This is a genomic window from Chromobacterium sp. ASV23 (assembly GCF_016428945.1).
Taxonomy (GTDB): Bacteria; Pseudomonadota; Gammaproteobacteria; order Burkholderiales; family Chromobacteriaceae; genus Chromobacterium; species Chromobacterium sinusclupearum.
Genome location: NZ_JAELTR010000002.1, coordinates 135,743 through 155,274 on the forward strand (window position 1 = coordinate 135,743; position 19,532 = coordinate 155,274).

Consider the following 19,532-nt stretch of genomic DNA (forward strand, 5'->3'; position numbering starts at 1 on the left):
GTTTTTTACCGCCGCTTGGCCTATGTTCAAAGAGTCTTCGCCGCGGATGGGGACGCCGCGCGGGGCATGAAACGGAGAGGCTATGGGGAAGAGTATTGACGGCTTGATCGATCGCTTGGGCACGCCGCGTCCGCCTTTGGGCGGCATATCCGCCGTGTCGCAACGCCGCGTCAGCGCGGCGCTGTCTGGCGATCTGGCTTTGGAGTTGATGGCCTTGGCGGCTGTGTTTGAAAACAGCAGCGAGGCCTTGGCTGGGGAATTGTTGGGCGCCGCCATCGCGGATGCCTGGGAGGCGCTGGATGATAGCCAGATGCTGCGCGCCACCCAGGCTTGCCGCGACATCTTGAGCGGCGCGGGGGACGGAGGCCTGCGCAGGCATTAAGTCGAAGTTTGGCGGAACGGGGCGAGGGGACGACGCAGCCGTTTTGCACGGCGGAATGCCGCAAGGTCAATACGCTTTTGCATCTGGCAACGCAAAGGGAGGCAATGATGGGATTGGCCTTGAAAACCCTGCTGACCGCGCTGGAGAGCCAGCGCGTCGGCAATGTCGATTCAGGAGCGGAGCTGGATATGCCGACGGTGCGCGTGCTGGAGGTGCCTTTGGATCTGACGGCCTGCCGCGAGCTGCGCGTGTTGGCGCATGTGTTCAATGGCGAGCAGTCGGCTTTGGCGGCGGCGGTGCTGCGCGCCGCCTTGCTGGATATGCAGGCGCATCTGGACGATGAGCTGGATCAGCTGGCGCATTTGGCGCGCAACTCGCTGGATGATTGCCAGTCCTGATGGCGGCAGCGCAATAACAGGCCGGACAGCGATGTCCGGCCTTTTGTTTGGGCGCGGCGTAAGGCTTACAGCAGCTTTTCTATGGCCGTGGCCAGTTCGGCCGGCTCAGTCTGCGGCGCATGGCGGGCGACCACGCGTCCTTCGCGGTTCACCAGAAACTTGGTGAAGTTCCACTTGATCATTTCAATGCCCAGCAAGCCCGGTTGCTGCTGCTTCAGATAGCGCCACAGCGGATGGGCGTCGTTGCCGTTGACCTGGATCTTGTCGGCCATCACGAAGTCCACGCCGTAATTCTTCTGGCAAAAGTCACCGATCTCGTCAGCCGTCCCCGGCTCCTGCGCGCCGAACTGATTGCAAGGGAAGCCTATCACCGTCAGCCCTTGGTCGGCGTAGTCGGCGTGCAGCTGTTGCAGCCCGGCGTATTGCGAGGTAAAGCCGCAGCGGCTGGCGGTGTTGACCAGCAGCAGCACGCGGCCGCGGTAGTCGGTCAGCGATTGTTCGGCGCCATTCAGGCGACGGAAGGAGAAGTCGTAGATGTCCATCAGGTCCCTTAGTTTGCGTGAGCAGGCAAGCATGCGTGCGGACTTAGGGCCTGGCAAGGGGAGGAGCATAAAAAGGGGGCGTAGCGGCAAGGGGGAACCGCGACGCCCCAAGAAGAAACAGCTTGCTGTGCAAAGGGTCGGCACAACCGGGATGTCAGCTAACCCTTTGTTTAGCCTAGAACAGTTGGTGGAAATTGCGAGAGGGTTTTTGCGGCTGCCGCAAATGCAACAGGATGGCCGGGGCCATCCTGTCTGGAGAATCGTACGAAAGTACGGTCAGGGGCGGGGCAGGGTAACGCCCACCTGGCCCTGGTATTTGCCGGCGCGGTCCTTGTACGACACGTCGCAGATTTCATCGGACTCGAAGAACAGCACCTGCGCCACGCCCTCGTTGGCGTAGATCTTGGCCGGCAGCGGGGTGGTGTTGGAGAACTCCAGCGTGACGTAGCCTTCCCATTCCGGTTCGAACGGGGTGACGTTGACGATGATGCCGCAGCGGGCATAGGTGGATTTGCCTAGGCAGACGGTCAGCACATTGCGCGGGATGCGGAAGTATTCCACGGTGCGCGCCAGCGCGAAGCTATTGGGCGGGATGATGCAGTAGCCCTTGCCGGAGACTTCCACGAAGGAGTTGGGGTCGAAGTTTTTCGGGTCGACGATGGTGCTGTTGATGTTGGTGAACACCTTGAACTCGTCGGCGCAGCGGATATCGTAGCCGTAGCTGGATGTGCCGAAGGAAATCAGCTTCTGGCCGTCTTCGTCCATCTTCACCTGATTGGGCTGGAACGGCTCGATCATGCCCTGTTCCGCCGCCATCCGGCGAATCCACTTGTCCGATTTGATGCTCATAGTCGTTGGCCCGTGTGTCGTTTATTGCAATGGCTGCAATTTTAACCGTTTAGCGGCGCTTCCGGCTATGGAATTGACCGGCGGCGGCGTGAGCGTGAAGCGTTTGACCTCGGTCAAGCCGACCCGGGATTGCGACAAATTGTCGCAAGAGGCAAGGAGGCGATTCGATATAATAATGCAAATTATTCCCGTTATTATCAGGACAAAAAACATCATGTCGTCCCTGGACATCTTTCCCGCCGGCGCCCACGGCATCGTCGAGCGGCTGAATCTGGCTGAAGAAGCCTTCCGCCGCGTGGCGGCTTTCGGCCTGGTGCCGGGCTGCCGTTTCCACTTGCGCAAGGCCGCGCCCTGGGGCGGCCCCTTGCTGCTGGAAGTGGGCGCCACCCGCTTCCTGTTGCGCCGCAGCCTGGCGCGCCATATCGAAGTGAGGGCGGCGGCATGAAGCGGTTTGCCCTGATCGGCCTGCCCAATACTGGCAAGTCCACCTTATTCAACCGCTTGACTGGCATGTCGCAGCGCGTGGGCAATTGGCCCGGACTGACCGTGGAGCTGATCAGTTCGCGTTTGCTCTTGGGCGGCAAGATGGTGGAGCTGATCGACTTGCCCGGCGTCAACGATCTGACCGGCTATACCGATGACGAGGCGGTGGTCCGCGACGTGCTGCTGTCCACGCCGTTTGACGGCGCGGTGCTGGTGCTGAACGCCAGCCAACTGGACCGCCAGCTGCCGCTGGCCTTGCAAGTATTGGCCAGCGGCCTGCCCTGCCTGGTGGTATTGAATATGGCGGACGAGGCCAAGCTGCTGGGCGTGACGGTGGATGCCGACGCGCTGGCCGAGCGCCTGCAGGCGCCGGTGGTGCTGGTGTCGGCCAAGCGTATGGAAGGCTGGCCCAAACTCAATGCCGCCTTGAACCAGCTGGCCGCGCAGGATGGCCCCGCGGTGCACGCGCAACTGGAGAACGTGCCGGAGGCGCAGCGCGCCATCGACATGGCCCGCCGCAAGCTGGAAGGCTGCTGGCGCTTGCCGCCGGTGCTGCCGGTGCTGCTGACCGAGAAAGTGGACCGCTGGCTGCTGCACCCGTGGCTGGGCCTGCCGCTGTTCTTCGCCTTCATGGCCTTGCTGTTCAATCTGACCTACCAGATCGGCACCCCATTGCAGGACGCCGTGGGCGGCGTGCTGGACTGGGTCAAGGACCAGGCGCTGGCGCCTGCCGTCGCTTCGCTGCCGGCCATCCTGCAGAGCTTGGTGCTGGACGGCGTGTGGCAGGGCGTGGCGACTGTGCTGACTTTCGCCCCCATTCTGTTCGTCTTCTTCGTGCTGATGGCCATGGTGGAAGACAGCGGCTATCTGGCGCGCGCCGCTTTCCTCACGGATGCGATGATGGCGAAGCTGGGGCTGGATGGCCGCGGCTTCGTGATGCAATTGATGGGCTTCGGCTGCAATGTGCCGGCCATCCTCGGCACGCGGGTGATGCGCGAGCGCAAGCAGCGGTTGCTGACCATGCTGGTGATCCCGTTTTCGCTGTGTTCGGCGCGCCTGCAGGTGGTGGTGTTCTTCGCTGGCATTTTGTTCAGCAAGGCACAGGCGCCGTGGGTGGTGTCAGGCCTGTATCTGATGACTTTCGTCGCCGCCATCATCACCGCCTGGGTGTTCAAACGCCGCTACCGCGGCGACGAGGCCTTCCTGCTGGAAGTGCCGCCGTATCGCCTGCCGGGCGCGCGCCACATGCTGACGCGGGCGGTGGGGGAGGTGAGTGCCTTCCTGCGCCTGGCGTCCACCTTCATCCTGGCCGGCGTGGTGATGGTCTGGCTGCTGACCCACATCCCGGCCGGCCACGACAAGACCCTGGCCTACGTGCTGGGCGAGACGATGTCGCCGGTGCTGGACCCGATAGGCATCCGCGCGGAGCTGGCGGTGGCGCTGCTGTTCGGCTTCATCGCCAAGGAGATTCTGCTGGGCAGCCTGGCGGTGATTTACGGCGTGTCCGAGGCCGGCTTGGGCGGGGTGCTGGTGCAGCATCTGGACTGGGTGTCGGCGATGAGCTTCCTGATCTTCACGCTGGTGTATGTGCCTTGCCTGTCCACGGTGGCGGCGATGCACCGCGAGTCCAAGGATTGGCGTTTCACCGCGATGTCGGTCGGCTGGTCGGTGTTGTTGGCCTGGCTGCTGTCTTTCGCTTTCTATCAGGGCGTGCATCTGATGCGCTGAGCGCCTAGAATGACGGCTTGAATCACCAAGAACAACAGGAAACGATCATGCAAGGCGATCCCCAAACCCTGGCGCTGCTCAACGACCTCTTAGCCGAGGAGCTGTCCGCCGCCGACCAGTATTTCATCCATGCCGAGATGTACAAGGACATGGGGCTGAACAAACTGTTCGAGCGGATTGATCATGAGCGCGAGGATGAGTTGGAGCACGCCCGTACGCTGATTGCCCGCACCCTGTTCCTGCAGGGCAAGCCCAATGTGGCGCGCCGGGTGCCGATCAAGGTGGGCGAGGACGTGCCGGCCATGCTGCAGGCGGACCTGGAGGTGGAGTACCGCGTCGGCGCGCTGCTGAAGCAAGTGATCGCCCACTGTGAAAGCGTGCGCGACTACGTGACGCGCGACGCGCTGATGGTGCTGCTGGAAGAAACCGAAAACGACCACGCGCACTGGCTGGAGCAGCAATTGAAGCTGATTGAGCTGATGGGCGTGGAAAACTACCAGCAGGCGCAGATGTAAGCCGTTTCCTTGTGCGGAAGCGCGCCCAATGCCCGGCCATGAGCCGGGCATTGTCTTTGGCGGCGTAGTTTCTGCCAGGGCGGGAACGAAGGCAGAGGCAAGGATGTCATCCGCCGCAACCTTGACACCGCTCAGCGCGGCGCGAGGCTATTTCCTTGATACTGCGGCGGTTTCAATCCAAACCGGAGCCCGCCATGCCTGACCATTCCTCCATCGACCTGTCCGTCACCTGGCTCGGCCAGACCATGCCTGGCTGCCTGTACAACGCTTCCGGCGTGTGGTGCCGCGAGGAAGACGAGCTGGAAACGGTGCGCGCCTCCGCCGCTGCGGCGGTGATCAGCAAGAGCGCCACCTTGCACGCGCGCGAGGGCAATCCCGAGCCGCGCTACTACCGCACGGCTTTGGGCAGCATCAATTCCATGGGGCTGCCGAATCGCGGATTCGCCTATTACCTGGACTATGCGCGCCGCTACGATTACGGCTGCGGCAAACCCTTGTTTCTTTCCCTGTCCGGCATGACGCTGGATGACAATCTGACCATGCTGCGCACGCTGGCCGCGGCCGGCCTGCCGGCGATTCCGGAGATCAATCTGTCCTGCCCCAATGTGCCGGGCAAGCCGCAACTCGGTTATGACTTCGTGGCGACGACGGAGGCGCTGAGCGCCTTCGACCAGGCCTGGCCCGGCCGCTATGGCGTCAAGCTGCCGCCTTACTTCGATCCCGCGCACTTCGCCGCGATGGCGGAGATTCTCAATCGCCATCCGCGTCTGGCCTACGTCACCTGCATCAATTCCATAGGCAACGGCCTGGTGGTGGATGTGGACAGCGAAGCCGTGACGATCAAGCCCAAGGATGGCCTGGGCGGCCTGGGCGGCGATTACGTGCTGCCGACTGCGCTGGCTAATGTGCGCGAGTTCTACCGCCTGCTGCCGGGCAAAGACATTGTCGGCTGCGGCGGCGTGAAGAGCGGTCGCGAGGCATTCATGCATATCCTGGCCGGCGCGCGCGCGGTGCAGGTGGGCACCTGCCTCTATCACGAGGGGCCGGCGGCCTTTGCCCGCATCGCCGCCGAGATGGCGGAGCTGATGCGGAGCAAGGGCTATCGCCGCTTGGACGATTTTCGCGGCAAGCTGCGGACGCTCTAGTCAAAACGCCAGCACGTCATGGACAGCGAGCCCGCCCGCCAGTCGTCATGCAGCTTTTGGGGCTCCGCATCGTCGCTGGCGGCGCCAAGCGCCACCAAGAGCGGCTGGAAGTGCTCGTCGCTGGGGTGGTTCTCGCGCGCATGGGGCGCGCGCTGGCGCCAGTTCACGACATCGTCGCGCCGGTTTTCCGTCAGCGCTTGATCCATCCAGCCGGCGAATTCCGTCGCCCATGGCGCCGGCGCGCTGCCTTCCGGCTGCAGTTCCCACAGATTATGGGTGTAGCTGCCGCTGCCCAGCACCAGCACGTTCTCGTCGCGCAGCGGACGCAGCGCCCGGCCCAGGGCGTAGTGTTCGGCTGCGCCTGCCTGGTGATGCAGCGAGATCATCACCAGGGGAATGTCCGCCTGCGGGAACATCAGCATCAGCGGCGTCCAGACGCCATGGTCCAGCGGGCGTTGCTGGGTCGTCGCAACCGGCAGGCCGGACGCGGAGAGCAGGCCGACAATGCGTTCGGCCAATTCGAGGTCGGTCGCCGCGGGGTAGCGCAGCGTGCGCAAGACCGCAGGAAAGCCGCCGAAGTCGTACAGCATATCGGGGCGCGCTTGCAGATTGACGGTCAGCGCATGCGTTTCCCAGTGGGCGGAAACGATGACGATGGCGCGCGGGCGCGGCCAGCTACGTCCCAGCGTTTCCAGAAAATGGCGCGTGGGGCTGTCTTCTATGGGAAGCGTCGGCGCGCCGTGCGAGATGAACAGCGCGGGTTGTCGGGTATGCATGATGTGCTGCCTGCAATAAGGTATGGCGACAGCTTACGCCGCAGCGGCGGGTAAAAAAATCCCGGTTTGCTCACTGAATTGTTTCTTGCTGTTCAATAGTCTTGGCAGGATGAGCGCCATATAGGTCTTGCGCCATCATTGCAGCCAGGCAAAGCCGGCCCACATCTCTTGCAGGATCTTGCGCCAGTCTTGTTTCATCGTTCTCTCCCGGATACTGGATGCTTGCAGTATCCGCAATCCTCATAGTCTTGTTAAATTAATTGTTTGTAGCAAATAGTTAGGGTTTGGCTATGGCCCAGCGGCCAGCGCGCCGTTCGGGCGTAAAAAAACCCGGCCAGGCCGGGTGGGGTTTGCTTGGGTAGGATCTTAATCCCAGGGCACGTCGACGGCATCGCCTTTGCTTGGCGCCGACGCGCTAGCCTGGGGGGCAAGCGGCTGCGCCTGGCTGTCTTCCAGTCCGCCCAGCGCTTCCACCAGTGCTTCCACCAGTTCGCCCAGCTCTTCGCTCATCAGGATGAAGGTGGCCTGGAACAGGCTTTCGCGGTCGTCCCCGGCCTGGCTGGCTTCGTCTTGCAGCACGTCCAGGAACTGGATGCGCTTCAGTTGCAGCGTATCGGTCAGTTGGAAGCGGATTTTCTCGTTCCAGATCAGGCCCAGCTTGGTGGCCTGTTTGCCGGTGGCGATATGCTGGCGGATCTCGTCGCTGGTCAGGTCGATGCGGCTGCAGCGTACCACCGCGCCGTTTTCGCTGCCGTCTTTCAGCTCGCAGTCGGCGTCCAGCTCGAAGCCGCCGGGCGCTTCGCCTGCGGCCAACCAGTCGGTCATGGCGGTATGCGGCGCGATCTTGGTGCGCGGCAACGCGGCCGGGAAGGGCGGCAGCGCCTCGCGCAGTTTGGAGATCAGCGCCTCGGCCTTGCTGGACGACCCGGAGTCCACCATCAGCCAGCCGCGGGCGATGTCCAGATAGGCGCTGGTGCGGCTGCTGCGGACAAAGGCGCGCGGCAGCAGGTCGTCAGTCACTTGTTCCTTCAAGGCCAGCTTTTCCTTGCGGCCTACCTTGCGCAACTCCTTGTCTTCGATCTCCTGCACCTTCATTTCGACGAAGTCGCGGATCACCGAAGCCGGCAACACCTTGTCCTCGCGCCGCATCGAAACCATCAGGCTGCCGCGTGCCGCATATACTGGCGCTTCTAGATAGGAAGCCGGCGCAACCCACCCTTCGCTGAACCAATCGAGCCCCATGCAGGGTTGGAATGGGCGTTTTTCCAATGCCTGCAACAGCTTGTCGGCGTCCACCAGGCTTTCTTTGTTCAAACGATAAAAAGATAGTTGCCTAAACCACATATTTGTTCCATAATGCGCGTCCTCTGAAGCCGCTGATTGTACCGCAGCAAGCGATGCAGCAGCAGATTTTCAGACAAGCAGTTTTGACCGGTCGTCGGAGTGTAGCTTAGCCTGGTAGAGCGCTACGTTCGGGACGTAGAGGCCGGAGGTTCGAATCCTCTCACTCCGACCAGTTAAACAAAAATCGCTTGTCAGAAAACAGTAAACGAGGTAAAGTAGCTTCCCTCGGCGCTAGCTGAGGAAGCAGCAAATCGGAGTGTAGCTTAGCCTGGTAGAGCGCTACGTTCGGGACGTAGAGGCCGGAGGTTCGAATCCTCTCACTCCGACCAGAATTCAAAAAAGCCTTGATTTTCAAATTCAGAGAATCAGGGCTTTTTTAACAGATTGGATTGCCGGTATAGCTCAGTTGGTAGAGCAGCGCATTCGTAATGCGAAGGTCGTAGGTTCGACTCCTATTACCGGCACCATAAAAATCAGGCTCGTCAGTTTAGTTTATCTGTCGGGTCTTTTCTTTTGCTTGCATCTAGTTTGCTGATTTCTGCGGGTGAGTGGTTTATTGATTGCCTAGCGCAAAAGATAATATAAAATGCTTGCCAGGATTAATCAGTTAAGGTATAGTTCCTTTCTCTCAAGTCGCTGCGCGGTTTGAGATAGTGTTGGCAGTTAGCTCAGTTGGTAGAGCATCGGATTTTGATTCCGAGGGTCACAGGTTCGAGCCCTGTACTGCCTGCCAGAATTCAGAAAAAGCCCTGGAGTCAATCCGGGGCTTTTTTGCGTTTGTTCACTGGATGTGAAAAAGCCCGCGGAAGCGGGCTTTGTTTATTATTGCCCGCTGGGAGCGAGCAATGGCGCGTAGCCTAGTTCGCGCAATTTCTTCATGGCTTCGTCGGCCTCGGCCCGGTTTTTGAACGGGCCGACCTGGACGCGGGTGACGGTGTGCGCCGCAATGCCGTGTTTCTGCAGTTCTTTCACCAGTTTTTGGGCGTTGCCCATGCTGGCGAACAGGCCTAGCTGCACTTGATAGCCCACAGAGCTGCCGGCGGGTTCGGCTTTGGCGGGAGCGCTTGGCAGGGCTGTCGCGACGGGCGGCGCAACTTTTGCCGCGGCGGCGTTGTCCATGCTGGGCGCTGTGGTCGCTTCGTTACGCGCAGGTGTGCTGGGTGGGCGAGTGCTTGCCGTTTTGCTCGGAGGCGTTTCGCGTTCCTGGCTTGCGGCTTTGCTGGCGGGTTGCGTCTGGCTTGGCGCCGTTGCGTGGGGGCTGGCCGGATGTCGGCTGGCCGCTTGCTGGTTGGCGATGGCGGGCGTTTTGCTCAGGTCCGGCGTGGACGGAAGGTTGGCGGCAGGCGCGACGGGCGCGCCATTGCCGGCTTCCGCTGTCGGTGCGCTGCTTTGCTGCGCGGGCGCGCTGGCGATCTTGGGCGGCGTGATGATGCCGGCCTCCGGGCTGGATGCCGGTTTGACGATCTTGCCGGAGCTGGGAGTGGGGGCGTCGCTGCTCATTTCCACTTTGGGTTTGGTCAGCGCGTCCATCAGTGGAATGGCGGCCACGGCGACGGCGACCAGTCCGCCGGCAATCCATAGCCGTTTTTTCAGCTTGCTGTTGAGGTCGGATTCGTCCGGGCCGATTTGCGGCGCTTGCTGCTGATTTTGTTCTCGCATGGTGCCTGTATGGAATGTGCAGCACGTGTTTGAAAACGCTGCTAAAATAGCGGGTTCGTCAGAATTGGGTAACCCGAGTGGCGTCATAATACTCAAGTTTAGCCACTTGTCTTGTCGTTAGGGAGAATTTATATGGCAATCGAACGTACCTTGTCCATCGTTAAGCCGGATGCCGTTGCGAAAAACGTAATTGGTAAAATCTACGACCGCTTCGAATCCGCCGGCCTGAAGGTTGTGGCCGCCAAGATGAAGCAACTGTCCCGCGCGGAAGCCGAAGGCTTCTACGCCGTGCACAAAGAACGCCCGTTCTTCAACGATCTGGTGAGCTTCATGGTGTCCGGCCCGGTGATGATCCAGGCGCTGGAAGGCGAGAACGCCGTGCTGAAGAATCGCGAGCTGATGGGCGCGACCGACCCGAAGAAGGCTGAAGCCGGCACCATCCGCGCCGATTTCGCCGACTCGATCGACGCCAACGCCGTGCACGGTTCCGACAGCGTGGAAAACGCTGCCATCGAAGTGGCCTACTTCTTCGCCGCTTCCGAGATCTGCTCGCGCTAATCTCGAACTGTAGTTGATTGACCGGAGGCTGCCGCGCAAGCGGCGGCCTCTTTCCCCTCTCGAGGATTGCATGAAAACCAACCTGCTCGACTTCAATCTGGACCAGTTGACCCAGCACTTTGCCGAAATGGGCGAGAAGCCGTTCCGCGCCAAGCAAGTGATGCGCTGGATGCACCAGATGGCCGAAGACGATTTCGACGCGATGACCGATCTCGCCAAGAGCCTGCGCGCCAAGCTTCACGAGCGCGCCGAGGTGCGCGTGCCGTCGCTGATGACCGGGCAGGAGTCCAGTGATGGCACCCGCAAGTGGCTGCTCGACGTCGGCACCGGCAACGGTGTGGAAACCGTGTTCATTCCGGAAGACGACCGCGGCACTTTGTGCGTGTCATCCCAGGTGGGTTGCGCGCTGGAGTGCACGTTCTGCTCCACCGGCCGCCAGGGATTCAACCGCAACCTGAGCACTGCCGAGATCATCGGCCAGCTGTGGTGGGCCAACAAGGCCATGGGCGTGACGCCGAAGAACGAGCGCGTGGTGTCCAATGTGGTGATGATGGGCATGGGCGAGCCGCTGGCCAATTTCGACAACGTGGTCAGCGCGATGCAGATCATGCTGGACGACCATGGCTATGGTTTGAGCCGCCGCCGCGTCACGTTGTCCACCTCCGGCCTGGTGCCGCAGATGGACCGTCTGCGCGAGGAGTGCCCGGTGGCGCTGGCGGTGTCGCTGCATGCGCCGAACGACGCGATCCGCGACGTGATCGTGCCGATCAACAAGAAATATCCGCTGTCGGAGCTGATGGCCGCCTGCAGCCGCTATCTGGAAAAAGCGCCGCGCGATTTCATCACCTTTGAATATGTGATGCTTGACGGGGTCAACGATAGACCGGAACATGCTCGCCAGTTGATGGAGTTGGTGAGGGACGTGCCGTGCAAATTCAACCTGATCCCATTCAATCCTTTCCCCAACTCGGGTTATGATCGTTCCAGCAACAACGCGATCCGCATTTTCCGTGAACTTCTGCAAGAACAAGGCTATGTGGTGACCGTGCGCAAGACGCGCGGCGACGACATCGATGCAGCCTGTGGTCAACTGGCCGGCCAAGTGCAAGATAAAACCAGGCGTCAGGCCAAATGGATGCAAATAAGCGAGGATAAGAAACTATGAATAAATGGCGGGGATGGTTGGCTGGATGGCTGTTGGCATTTGGCGTCGCCACCTCCGCCATGGCGGCTAACTCCAGCGAGCTGGCGCAGATACGCAGCCAGCTTGCCGTGGAGTACGCCAGGATAGGCAATCTGAAGGCGGCGCTGGACAACGCCAATCAGGCGGTGCAGGCGGATGCGTCCTATGTGGCCGCGTATGTCGCCCGGGCCTATGTGCTGGGCTTGCTGCAGCAGAACGACCAGGCGGAACAGGATTTCCGCCGCGCCTTGCAGTTGGACCCGGCGAATTCGGCCGCCAACAACAATTACGGCCTGTTTTTGTGCGAAAACGGCCGGGTGCAGGATTCGCTGCCGCTGTTTCTGAAGGCGCTGGCCAATCCGCTGTATGATTCTCCTCAATCCGCCTATCTGAACCTGGGGCGTTGCAACCTCAAGCTTGGGCAGGCGGACAAGGCCAATGAGTATCTGCTGGACGCTTTGCGCGCGGCGCCCAATTATCCGCCGGCGCTGCGCGAACTGGCGGAGATGCATCTTGGCCAGGGTAATGCAAAACTAGCCGCTTTCTATTTCGGCAGGCTGCGCAGCGCCAGTCCCGAGGGTTTGGGCGCCGCCGACCTGTGGCTGGGAGCCAGAATCGCCCGCAAGACCGGCGACGGCACGTTGGAAAGCGAATGCGCCGGCGAGCTGAAGAACCGGTATCCGGACTCTAGAGAAACACAACTGCTGTTGAGTGGAAGCTGAGGATGGAAAGAACAAACGAACATCTAGACGCTCCGATGCCCAAAGGCATCGGCCCCAGTTTGAAAGCGGCGCGCGAGGCGGCCGGACTGGGCTTGGGGGAAGTGGCTGATCGGCTGAAGCTGTCGATGCGGCAGTTGGAAGCGATTGAGCGCGACGATTTCGACGCTTTGCCCGGAGCCACCTTTGTCCGTGGCTTCGTCCGCAATTACGCGCGCTTTCTGGGCGTGGATCCGGAGCCGCTGATGCAGGCCCTGGAGCAGCATTTTCCCTCGGCCGTCAATGATGTGGCCAATCTGGTAAAAGGCACCGCCGCGCGCGACTTGCCGCACGAGCCGGAGGAGGCGCCGGCGGAAAGCCGTGAAGGCTCGTCCATTGGCAAATGGCTGGCGCTGGCGGTGATTGTCGCCGGCATCGCGGGCGGCGGCTTCTGGTACGCCAATCGCGACGATGGCGGCGCCAAGGCGGAGCAGCATGCGGACGACCAACTGGCCCCGATGCTGACTCAGCAGCATGATGCGTCTGCGGTGGCGGCATCCGTTCCGGCGGCAGCGACGCCGGCGAACTCTCCCGCCTCGGCTGCGGTGGCGGCCGCCAAGCCGGCAGCCAGCAGCCCGGCCCAGCTGGCTGCTGCCAAGCCTGTTGCCAGCGCGCCAGCCAAGGCGATTGCCGCCAAGCCGGTGGCGAGCGCCCCGGTCAAGGCCGCTGCGGCCAAGCCGCTGGCCAGCGCGCCGGCAGCGGCGCCAGGCAACGACAAGGTCAGCGTCAACGTCAAGGACGCGGCCTGGATATCGGTGCAGGACGCCACCGGCCGCAAACTGATTTACAAAGTCATGCAGCCTGGCGATGCCACCGAGGTTTCCGGCACCGCGCCGTTCAAAGTGGTGGTGGGCAACGCCAGCCAGGTGGAGCTGAGCTACAACGGCAAGCCGGTGGACTTCAGCGACAAGATCCGCGGCACAACCGCCAAGATTCAACTCAAGTGATGCAGGGTAGCGAATGGATAGCGTGAATATCGCGCGCCGCCCCACTCGCCTAGTGCGGGTGGGGCATGTTTTGGTAGGCTCCGCCGCGCCAGTGGTGGTGCAGTCGATGACGAATACCGATACCGCCGACGCCGCCGCGACGGCGGAACAGGTGTATCAGCTGGCGCAGGCTGGTTCCGAAGTGGTGCGCATCACCGTCAACTCGCCGGAAGCGGCTGCGCGCGTGGCGGAAATCCGCCAGCGGCTGGATGATCAGGGTTGCAATGTGCCGCTGGTCGGCGACTTCCACTTCAACGGCGACCGTCTGCTGAAGGAATACCCGGATTGCGCCCAGGCGCTGGCCAAATACCGGATCAATCCCGGCAACGTCGGCAAGGGCGCCAAGGGCGACGACAAGTTCGCCTTCATGATCCGCACCGCGATGGAGCTCGACAAGGCGGTGCGCATCGGCGTCAACTGGGGCAGCCTGGACCAAGCCTTGCTGGCTCGGATGATGGACGCCAATAACCGCTCCGCCGCGCCTTTGCCGCTGCCCAAACTGATGCAGGAAGCGCTGATTGTTTCGGCGCTGGAGTCGGCCGATAAAGCCATGGAAATCGGCCTGTCGCCGGACAATATCATCCTGTCCTGCAAGGTCAGCAATGTGCAGGACCTGATCAGCGTCTACCGCGAGCTGGGCAGCCGCTGCGACTACCCGCTGCACCTGGGTTTGACCGAAGCCGGCATGGGCAGCAAGGGCATCGTCGCTTCCAGCGCCGCGCTGGCCGTGCTGTTGCAGGAGGGCATAGGCGATACCATCCGCATCTCGCTGACGCCGCAACCGGGCGAGGCGCGCACCAAGGAAGTGGTGGTGGCGCAGGAGTTGCTGCAAACCATGGGTCTGCGCAGCTTTACGCCGCTGGTCACCGCCTGTCCGGGCTGCGGCCGCACCACCAGCACCTTCTTCCAGGAGCTGGCGGACGATATCCAGAACTACCTGCGCGAGCAGATGCCGGTATGGCGTCTGCAATACCCTGGCGTCGAGGACATGAAGGTGGCGGTGATGGGCTGCGTGGTCAATGGTCCGGGCGAGTCCAAGCTGGCCGACATCGGCATCTCCCTGCCCGGCACCGGCGAAGTGCCGGTGGCCCCGGTCTATGTGGACGGCCACAAGGATGTGACGCTGAAGGGCGACAACATCGCGGCCGAGTTCACCGCCATCGTCGACAACTATGTCAAAACCCGCTACGGCGAAGGCGGCGCCAAGCGCCGCGAAAACGCCAGCCGCACTATTCCGATCCAGCCGGTGAAAGCCTGACGGAACCAGAATTCAGCTGATACAAGAAGATAGCAATGGCTCAGAAATACCAAGCGGTCAAAGGCATGAACGATGTGCTGCCGACCGAATCCTACCAGTGGGAATATTTTGAAGGGGTGCTGCGCAAGCTGCTGGCCGACTACGGCTACCACAACATCCGCACCCCTATCCTGGAAAATACCGCGTTGTTTGTCCGTTCCATCGGCGAAGTCACCGACATCGTCGAAAAGGAAATGTACACCTTCATTGACAGCCTGAACGGGGACAGCCTGACGCTGCGCCCTGAGGGCACCGCAGGCACGCTGCGCGCGGTGGTCGAGCACAATCTGCTCTACAACGCCACCCAGAAGGTGTGGTACATGGGGCCGATGTATCGCCACGAGCGTCCGCAAAAGGGCCGCTACCGCCAGTTCCACCAGATGGGCGTGGAAGCGCTGGGCTTTGCCGGCCCGGACGTGGACGCCGAAATCATCGCGATGACGGCCGACCTGTGGCGCCGTCTCGACATCAGCCAGTATGTGCGTCTGGAAATCAACTCGCTGGGCAACAAGGAAGAGCGCGCCGCCCACCGCGACGCGCTGATCCAGTACCTGGAGCGCCACGTCGACATCCTGGACGAGGATGGCAAGCGCCGCCTGTACACCAATCCGCTGCGCGTGCTGGACACCAAGAATCCGGCGCTGCAGGAAATGGCCAACGCCGCGCCCAAACTGTCCGACTATCTGGGCGAGGCGTCGCGCGCCCATTACGAGGGTTGGAAGGCGATGATCGCCGCGCTGGGCGTGGAGTATGTGGAAAACCCGCGGCTGGTGCGTGGTTTGGACTACTATAACCAGTCCGTGTTCGAGTGGGTGACCACCGAGCTGGGCGCCCAGGGCACCGTCTGCGCCGGCGGCCGTTACGACGGCCTGATCGAGCAGCTGGGCGGCAAGCCGGCGCCGGGCATCGGCTTCGGCATGGGCATGGAGCGCGTGCTGCTGTTGCTGCAAGACAAGGGCCTGCTGCCGTCGCAGCGCGGCGTCGATGTCTACCTGGTCAACCAGGGCGAGGGCGCGGGCCTGTACTCGATGAAGCTGGCGCAGCAATTGCGCGCCGCCGGTTTCTCCGTGGTGCAGCACCTGGGCGAGGGCAGCTTCAAGTCTCAAATGAAGAAGGCCGATGCCAGCGGCGCAGCGTTCGCCGTCATCGTCGGCGAGAACGAGATCGCCGCCGGCCAGGCCGTGATCAAGGCCTTGCGCGCGGAAATCGAACAAAAGACCGTGGCAGCCGCGGATGTCGCCGCGACGCTGGCCACTCTGAAAGCTTGATTGAATAAGGGGGAACGCAATGGCGTTCGACTTGCAGGAACAGGAACAGATCGATTCGATGAAGGCCTTCTGGCAGCAGTGGGGCAAACTGATCGGCGGCGCAGTGCTGGCGGTCAGCCTCGGCTACCTGGGTTACAAGGCCTATGGCATGTATCAGCGCCAGCAAGCGGAAAAAGCCGCCGTCGCGTATGAAGCAGTGGACGCAGCCATCGCCGCCAAGGATGTCGCCAAGCTGAAAACGGCGGCCCAGCAATTGCAGGGCGAGTTCGCCGGCACGGTTTACGCCAGCCGCAGCGCGCTGGTGCTGGCCAAGGCTGCGTTCGACAAGAACGATCTCGATCTGGCCTCCAGCCAGCTGCAGTGGGTGGTGACGAACGGCAAGGACGAGGCCATGCAGGCCATCGCCCGCTTGCGTCTGGCATCGCTGCATCTGCAGCAGAAGAAATACGATGCCGCGATTTCTGAGCTCAACCAGCCGCACCCGGCGGCTTTCGACGCCGAGTATCTCGAGTTGAAGGGCGATGTGTTCTCCGCCAAGGGCGATACCGCCGGCGCGCGCGACGCCTACAAGGCCGCGCTGGCCAAGCTGGTGGAAGAAAATCCGAGCCGCGAGCTGGTTCGGATGAAACTCGACGCGTTGGGAGGCTGATCGCATGCGCCGCCAACTGTTGCTTACCGCTGTCATCTCTTCCTTGTCGCTGGCTGGTTGCGCCAGCTGGTTTGAAGGTTCCTCGCAATTTCAGCCGACGCCGCTGGCCGCCATCAAGCCGCTGCAGACGCTGGAGCTCAAGTGGACGCTGCAGCAGGCGGCGCCGGCCGGCAGCTTCCTGCCGGTGTACGCCAACGGCAATGTGGTGACGGCAGACGCTGCGGGGCGCATCCGCAGCATCGATGCCCTGTCCGGCCGTATCCAGAGCGATGTGTCGCTGAAGCGCGGCCTGAGCACCGGCGTCGCCGTCAGCGGCGATACCGTGCTGGTGGGCACGCAGGACGCCAAGCTGCTGGCGGTGGACCGCGTCAGCGGCAAGACGCTGTGGGAGCAGTCCCTGACCAGCCTGATGCTGGAAGCGCCGCAGATCGCCGGCGACAAGGTCATCGTGCGCACCAACGATGCCCGTCTGACGGGGTTCAACCTGGCCGACGGCAAGCAGCAGTGGTCGGTCGGCAACGTATTGCCGCAGCTGACGGTGCGCAACGACGGCTCGATGCGCGCGGTGGGCCGCGAGGCGGTGATGGTGGGGCAGGCCGGCGGCCAGCTCGACATCATCAATCCGCAAACCGGCAATTCGCTGTGGCAGGGTGCCGTGGCCACGCCGCGCGGCGCCACCGAGCTGGAGCGCGTCACCGACGTCACCAGCCGCCCGGTATTCGATGGCGGCCAGGTGTGCGCCGTGGCCTATCAAGGGCGCGTCGCCTGCTTTGAGGCGCGCAGCGGCAGCCTGCAGTGGGCGCGCGAGATCTCGTCCAGCCGCGGCCTGGCGGTGGATGCCCGCAATGTCTACGTGACGGCGGAAAACGGTTCGGTCTGGGCCTATGATCGCCAGAGCGGCCGCAACGTCTGGAAAAACGACGATCTGAAGTACCGCGATGTCTCCGGCCCGGTCATGCTGGGCCGCTTCGTGCTGGTGGTGGATGGCGAAGGCTATGCGCATCTGCTATCCAACGAGAGCGGCGGCATTGTCGGCCGCAGCAAGATCGGCACCTCCGGTCCGGTCAATCAACCGGTGTCGCTCGGCTCCTCCGCCCTGGTACAGGGACAGGATGGCCGCTTGGCGATGCTGAATTTGGGATAAAAGCAGTTTTACATGAAACCTACCGTAGCGCTGGTCGGCCGCCCCAATGTGGGCAAGTCGACCCTCTTCAACCGGCTGACCCGCAGCCGTGACGCCCTGGTCGCCGACCAGCCGGGCCTGACGCGTGACCGTCATTACGGTCACGGCCGGGTCGGCGAGAAGCCGTATCTGGTGGTGGACACCGGCGGTTTCGAGCCGGTGGTGGACGAAGGCATCCTGTTCGAAATGGCCAAGCAGACCTTGCAGGCCGTTGACGAAGCCGATGCCGTGGTGTTCCTGGTGGACGGCCGTTCCGGCCTGACGCCGCAAGACAAGATCATCGCCAACCGCCTGCGCCAACTGGACCGTCCGGTGTTCCTGGCCGTCAACAAGGCGGAAGGCATGAAGCATGCCATCGCCGGTGCCGAGTTCCATGAACTGGCGCTGGGGGAACCGCTGGTGATTTCCGCCGCCCACGGCGACGGTGTGCGCGAGCTGATGGAGCTGGTGCTGGAGGGCTTCCCCGATGAAGTGGAGGAAGAAGACAGCCGCCATCCGAAGTTCGCCGTGATCGGCCGGCCGAATGTCGGCAAGTCCACCCTGGTGAACGCCATTCTGGGCGAGGAGCGCGTCATCGCCTTCGACCAGGCCGGCACCACCCGCGACAGCATCTATATTGATTTTGAGCGCGAAGGCCATACCTATACCATCATCGACACCGCCGGCGTGCGCCGTCGCGCCAAGGTCAACGAGATGCTGGAGAAATTCTCCGTCATCAAGACCATGAAGGCGATTGAAGACGCCAACGTCGCGGTGCTGGTGCTGGATGCCCAACTGGACATCTCCGAGCAGGACGCCACTATCGCGGGCTTCGCGCTGGAGGCGGGCCGAGCCCTGGTGGTGGCAGTCAACAAGTGGGACAACCTGGACAGCGAGCAGAAAGACACCGTGCGCCGCGAGATCGCGCGCAAGCTCAACTTCCTGGATTTCGCAAAGTTTCATTACATCTCGGCCATCGAGGGCCGAGGTGTGGCAGACTTGTTCAAATCGATCGACGAGGCTTACCGCGCCGCGATGGTGAAGCTGGCGACGCCGAAGCTGACGCGGGTGCTGCAGGTGGCGCTGGAGCGCCAGCAACCGCCGCGCAGCGGCCTGATCCGCCCCAAGATGCGCTATGCGCACCAAGGCGGGCAGAATCCGCCTATCATCGTCGTGCACGGCAACGCGCTCGACAATATACCCAACAGCTACACCCGCTATTTGGAACATACTTTCCGTAAAGTGTTCAAACTGCAGGGCACCCCGCTGAGAGTGCAGTATAAATCGTCGGAAAACCCGTTCGACAACGACGACGGCAAGGAGAAATCCCGGGCCAAGCCTAAGCCGATGTCCAAGATGCGGGGCAGGGAAAAAGAAGTTCGCTACGGCAAAAACAGCAAAAAATAGTACGCCGGAATGTTTTCTGCTAAAAATAAGCAGGCCGCCGCGCTGTTCGCTGTACAGTTAATACAACAATCAACGATTCGGAGAAAAACGAATGAGCTCTAAAGGGCAAATGTTACAAGACCCGTTCCTGAACATCCTGCGTAAGGAACACGTGCCGGTCTCCATCTATCTGGTCAACGGCATCAAGTTGCAGGGTCAGGTTGAATCCTTCGACCAGTACGTGGTTCTGCTGAAGAATACGGTCACTCAGATGGTTTACAAGCACGCCATCTCCACCGTGGTCCCGGCTCGCGCGGTTACCATCCCGCACGAACACCCGGCGCAGAAGCAGGAACAGGCGCAGGACGCCTAAGGCAGCCGGCCTCGCCGCCCGGGCCGATTGGCCGCATCATGCATGCGGCCTTTCGGCCTTTGTCTTTTATCGCCGCACTAGATTGCTACAG

General features: G+C 62.1%; 21 protein-coding genes and 3 tRNA genes. 19 read left to right on the forward strand and 5 right to left on the reverse strand.

Going from position 1 to position 19,532, the window contains the following annotated elements:
- Nucleotides 1-82 precede the first annotated feature (82 nt).
- Together JHD59_RS01800 and JHD59_RS01805 are read left to right on the forward strand one after the other, a co-directional pair.
- Nucleotides 83-382, forward strand: a complete 300-nt coding sequence (locus JHD59_RS01800; RefSeq protein WP_071108202.1) for a hypothetical protein — start codon at nucleotides 83-85, stop codon at nucleotides 380-382.
- Nucleotides 383-489: 107 nt separating this feature from the next.
- The gene (locus JHD59_RS01805; protein ID WP_233163841.1) at nucleotides 490-780 is read left to right on the forward strand and encodes a hypothetical protein; all 291 of its coding nucleotides are present in this window, start codon (nucleotides 490-492) and stop codon (nucleotides 778-780) included.
- A gap of 65 nt (nucleotides 781-845) precedes the next feature.
- On the opposite strand, the gene JHD59_RS01810 is transcribed toward JHD59_RS01805, so the two are convergent.
- Both JHD59_RS01810 and dcd read right to left on the reverse strand, forming a co-directional pair.
- Nucleotides 846-1,322 carry a glutathione peroxidase gene (locus JHD59_RS01810; protein WP_103319920.1) on the reverse strand — a complete coding sequence of 159 codons (477 nt, stop codon included), beginning with the start codon at nucleotides 1,320-1,322 and terminating at the stop codon, nucleotides 846-848.
- Nucleotides 1,323-1,598: 276 nt separating this feature from the next.
- Nucleotides 1,599-2,171, reverse strand: coding sequence for a dCTP deaminase (gene dcd, locus JHD59_RS01815; RefSeq protein ID WP_043625225.1), 573 nt, complete (start codon nucleotides 2,169-2,171; stop codon nucleotides 1,599-1,601).
- A 214-nt stretch (nucleotides 2,172-2,385) separates the two neighbouring features.
- Between dcd and JHD59_RS01820 the strand changes: the two genes are divergently transcribed.
- From JHD59_RS01820 to JHD59_RS01835, 4 genes are all read left to right on the forward strand, one after another.
- Nucleotides 2,386-2,616 carry a FeoA family protein gene (locus JHD59_RS01820; RefSeq protein WP_043625227.1) on the forward strand — a complete coding sequence of 77 codons (231 nt, stop codon included), beginning with the start codon at nucleotides 2,386-2,388 and terminating at the stop codon, nucleotides 2,614-2,616.
- The gene (gene feoB / locus JHD59_RS01825) at nucleotides 2,613-4,382 is read left to right on the forward strand and encodes a ferrous iron transport protein B (protein ID WP_103319918.1); all 1,770 of its coding nucleotides are present in this window, start codon (nucleotides 2,613-2,615) and stop codon (nucleotides 4,380-4,382) included. The genes JHD59_RS01820 and feoB overlap by 4 nt, the downstream gene beginning before the upstream one ends.
- 47 nt (nucleotides 4,383-4,429) lie before the next feature.
- Complete coding sequence (gene bfr, locus JHD59_RS01830; RefSeq protein WP_199152917.1) at nucleotides 4,430-4,897, forward strand: bacterioferritin; 468 nt, start codon at nucleotides 4,430-4,432, stop codon at nucleotides 4,895-4,897.
- Between the two features lie 194 nt (nucleotides 4,898-5,091).
- On the forward strand, nucleotides 5,092-6,042 hold the full coding sequence (locus tag JHD59_RS01835) for a dihydroorotate oxidase (RefSeq protein WP_199152918.1): 951 nt from the start codon (nucleotides 5,092-5,094) through the stop codon (nucleotides 6,040-6,042).
- On the opposite strand, the gene JHD59_RS01840 is transcribed toward JHD59_RS01835, so the two are convergent.
- Nucleotides 6,039-6,818, reverse strand: a complete 780-nt coding sequence (locus JHD59_RS01840) for a class III extradiol ring-cleavage dioxygenase (RefSeq protein WP_199152919.1) — start codon at nucleotides 6,816-6,818, stop codon at nucleotides 6,039-6,041. The two genes, JHD59_RS01835 and JHD59_RS01840, sit on opposite strands and share 4 nt — an antisense overlap.
- Nucleotides 6,819-7,184: 366 nt before the next feature.
- Nucleotides 7,185-8,162 carry a recombination-associated protein RdgC gene (locus JHD59_RS01845; protein WP_199152920.1) on the reverse strand — a complete coding sequence of 326 codons (978 nt, stop codon included), beginning with the start codon at nucleotides 8,160-8,162 and terminating at the stop codon, nucleotides 7,185-7,187.
- A 95-nt stretch (nucleotides 8,163-8,257) separates the two neighbouring features.
- On the opposite strand from JHD59_RS01845, the gene JHD59_RS01850 reads away from it, so the two are divergent.
- The 3 genes from JHD59_RS01850 (at nucleotide 8,258) to JHD59_RS01860 (ending at nucleotide 8,629) form a co-directional block, all read left to right on the forward strand.
- Nucleotides 8,258-8,334: transfer RNA gene (locus tag JHD59_RS01850), tRNA-Pro, on the forward strand.
- A gap of 80 nt (nucleotides 8,335-8,414) precedes the next feature.
- Nucleotides 8,415-8,491: transfer RNA gene (locus tag JHD59_RS01855), tRNA-Pro, on the forward strand.
- Nucleotides 8,492-8,553: 62 nt separating this feature from the next.
- A tRNA-Thr gene (locus tag JHD59_RS01860) sits at nucleotides 8,554-8,629 on the forward strand.
- A 355-nt stretch (nucleotides 8,630-8,984) separates the two neighbouring features.
- Here JHD59_RS01860 and JHD59_RS01865 read toward each other — a convergent pair.
- Nucleotides 8,985-9,821, reverse strand: coding sequence for an SPOR domain-containing protein (locus tag JHD59_RS01865; protein WP_199152921.1), 837 nt, complete (start codon nucleotides 9,819-9,821; stop codon nucleotides 8,985-8,987).
- Between the two features lie 132 nt (nucleotides 9,822-9,953).
- On the opposite strand from JHD59_RS01865, the gene ndk reads away from it, so the two are divergent.
- The 10 genes from ndk to hfq all read left to right on the forward strand — a co-directional run bounded on the left by ndk (nucleotide 9,954) and on the right by hfq (nucleotide 19,441).
- The gene (ndk, locus tag JHD59_RS01870; RefSeq protein ID WP_043625243.1) at nucleotides 9,954-10,379 is read left to right on the forward strand and encodes a nucleoside-diphosphate kinase; all 426 of its coding nucleotides are present in this window, start codon (nucleotides 9,954-9,956) and stop codon (nucleotides 10,377-10,379) included.
- 70 nt (nucleotides 10,380-10,449) lie between these two features.
- The gene (rlmN, locus tag JHD59_RS01875) at nucleotides 10,450-11,544 is read left to right on the forward strand and encodes a 23S rRNA (adenine(2503)-C(2))-methyltransferase RlmN (RefSeq protein WP_103319908.1); all 1,095 of its coding nucleotides are present in this window, start codon (nucleotides 10,450-10,452) and stop codon (nucleotides 11,542-11,544) included.
- Entirely contained in the window at nucleotides 11,541-12,284 is a 744-nt protein-coding gene (gene pilW, locus JHD59_RS01880) for a type IV pilus biogenesis/stability protein PilW (RefSeq protein ID WP_071108191.1), read from the forward strand. The genes rlmN and pilW overlap by 4 nt, the downstream gene beginning before the upstream one ends.
- 2 nt (nucleotides 12,285-12,286) lie before the next feature.
- Nucleotides 12,287-13,267, forward strand: a complete 981-nt coding sequence (locus tag JHD59_RS01885) for a helix-turn-helix domain-containing protein (protein ID WP_199152922.1) — start codon at nucleotides 12,287-12,289, stop codon at nucleotides 13,265-13,267.
- 13 nt (nucleotides 13,268-13,280) lie between these two features.
- Entirely contained in the window at nucleotides 13,281-14,564 is a 1,284-nt protein-coding gene (gene ispG / locus JHD59_RS01890; RefSeq protein WP_103319905.1) for a flavodoxin-dependent (E)-4-hydroxy-3-methylbut-2-enyl-diphosphate synthase, read from the forward strand.
- A 35-nt stretch (nucleotides 14,565-14,599) separates the two neighbouring features.
- Nucleotides 14,600-15,871, forward strand: a complete 1,272-nt coding sequence (gene hisS / locus JHD59_RS01895) for a histidine--tRNA ligase (protein ID WP_199152923.1) — start codon at nucleotides 14,600-14,602, stop codon at nucleotides 15,869-15,871.
- A 19-nt stretch (nucleotides 15,872-15,890) separates the two neighbouring features.
- Nucleotides 15,891-16,520 (forward strand): tetratricopeptide repeat protein, encoded by a 630-nt coding sequence (locus JHD59_RS01900; RefSeq protein WP_199152924.1) that lies wholly within the window; start codon nucleotides 15,891-15,893, stop codon nucleotides 16,518-16,520.
- A gap of 4 nt (nucleotides 16,521-16,524) precedes the next feature.
- A complete protein-coding gene (gene bamB / locus JHD59_RS01905; RefSeq protein ID WP_103319902.1) occupies nucleotides 16,525-17,664 on the forward strand; it encodes an outer membrane protein assembly factor BamB in 1,140 nt (379 codons plus the stop codon).
- Between the two features lie 12 nt (nucleotides 17,665-17,676).
- The gene (der, locus tag JHD59_RS01910; RefSeq protein WP_103319900.1) at nucleotides 17,677-19,089 is read left to right on the forward strand and encodes a ribosome biogenesis GTPase Der; all 1,413 of its coding nucleotides are present in this window, start codon (nucleotides 17,677-17,679) and stop codon (nucleotides 19,087-19,089) included.
- Between the two features lie 91 nt (nucleotides 19,090-19,180).
- The gene (hfq, locus tag JHD59_RS01915) at nucleotides 19,181-19,441 is read left to right on the forward strand and encodes an RNA chaperone Hfq (protein ID WP_043625265.1); all 261 of its coding nucleotides are present in this window, start codon (nucleotides 19,181-19,183) and stop codon (nucleotides 19,439-19,441) included.
- The last annotated feature ends 91 nt before the right edge of the window (nucleotides 19,442-19,532 follow it).

What these genes read in the sequence shown, in the direction of transcription:
- JHD59_RS01805 (WP_233163841.1), top strand. Translation starts at nt 490, where the DNA reads ATGGGATTGGCCTTGAAAACCCTGCTGACCGCGCTGGAGAGCCAGCGC.
- JHD59_RS01845 (WP_199152920.1), bottom strand. Translation starts at nt 8,162, where the DNA reads ATGTGGTTTAGGCAACTATCTTTTTATCGTTTGAACAAAGAAAGCCTG.
- JHD59_RS01835 (WP_199152918.1), top strand. Translation starts at nt 5,092, where the DNA reads ATGCCTGACCATTCCTCCATCGACCTGTCCGTCACCTGGCTCGGCCAG.
- ispG (WP_103319905.1), top strand. Translation starts at nt 13,281, where the DNA reads ATGGATAGCGTGAATATCGCGCGCCGCCCCACTCGCCTAGTGCGGGTG.
- JHD59_RS01810 (WP_103319920.1), bottom strand. Translation starts at nt 1,322, where the DNA reads ATGGACATCTACGACTTCTCCTTCCGTCGCCTGAATGGCGCCGAACAA.
- bfr (WP_199152917.1), top strand. Translation starts at nt 4,430, where the DNA reads ATGCAAGGCGATCCCCAAACCCTGGCGCTGCTCAACGACCTCTTAGCC.
- ndk (WP_043625243.1), top strand. Translation starts at nt 9,954, where the DNA reads ATGGCAATCGAACGTACCTTGTCCATCGTTAAGCCGGATGCCGTTGCG.
- bamB (WP_103319902.1), top strand. Translation starts at nt 16,525, where the DNA reads ATGCGCCGCCAACTGTTGCTTACCGCTGTCATCTCTTCCTTGTCGCTG.
- JHD59_RS01820 (WP_043625227.1), top strand. Translation starts at nt 2,386, where the DNA reads ATGTCGTCCCTGGACATCTTTCCCGCCGGCGCCCACGGCATCGTCGAG.
- feoB (WP_103319918.1), top strand. Translation starts at nt 2,613, where the DNA reads ATGAAGCGGTTTGCCCTGATCGGCCTGCCCAATACTGGCAAGTCCACC.
- pilW (WP_071108191.1), top strand. Translation starts at nt 11,541, where the DNA reads ATGAATAAATGGCGGGGATGGTTGGCTGGATGGCTGTTGGCATTTGGC.
- rlmN (WP_103319908.1), top strand. Translation starts at nt 10,450, where the DNA reads ATGAAAACCAACCTGCTCGACTTCAATCTGGACCAGTTGACCCAGCAC.
- JHD59_RS01800 (WP_071108202.1), top strand. Translation starts at nt 83, where the DNA reads ATGGGGAAGAGTATTGACGGCTTGATCGATCGCTTGGGCACGCCGCGT.
- dcd (WP_043625225.1), bottom strand. Translation starts at nt 2,171, where the DNA reads ATGAGCATCAAATCGGACAAGTGGATTCGCCGGATGGCGGCGGAACAG.
- JHD59_RS01840 (WP_199152919.1), bottom strand. Translation starts at nt 6,818, where the DNA reads ATGCATACCCGACAACCCGCGCTGTTCATCTCGCACGGCGCGCCGACG.
- JHD59_RS01885 (WP_199152922.1), top strand. Translation starts at nt 12,287, where the DNA reads ATGGAAAGAACAAACGAACATCTAGACGCTCCGATGCCCAAAGGCATC.
- JHD59_RS01865 (WP_199152921.1), bottom strand. Translation starts at nt 9,821, where the DNA reads ATGCGAGAACAAAATCAGCAGCAAGCGCCGCAAATCGGCCCGGACGAA.
- der (WP_103319900.1), top strand. Translation starts at nt 17,677, where the DNA reads ATGAAACCTACCGTAGCGCTGGTCGGCCGCCCCAATGTGGGCAAGTCG.
- JHD59_RS01900 (WP_199152924.1), top strand. Translation starts at nt 15,891, where the DNA reads ATGGCGTTCGACTTGCAGGAACAGGAACAGATCGATTCGATGAAGGCC.
- hisS (WP_199152923.1), top strand. Translation starts at nt 14,600, where the DNA reads ATGGCTCAGAAATACCAAGCGGTCAAAGGCATGAACGATGTGCTGCCG.
- hfq (WP_043625265.1), top strand. Translation starts at nt 19,181, where the DNA reads ATGAGCTCTAAAGGGCAAATGTTACAAGACCCGTTCCTGAACATCCTG.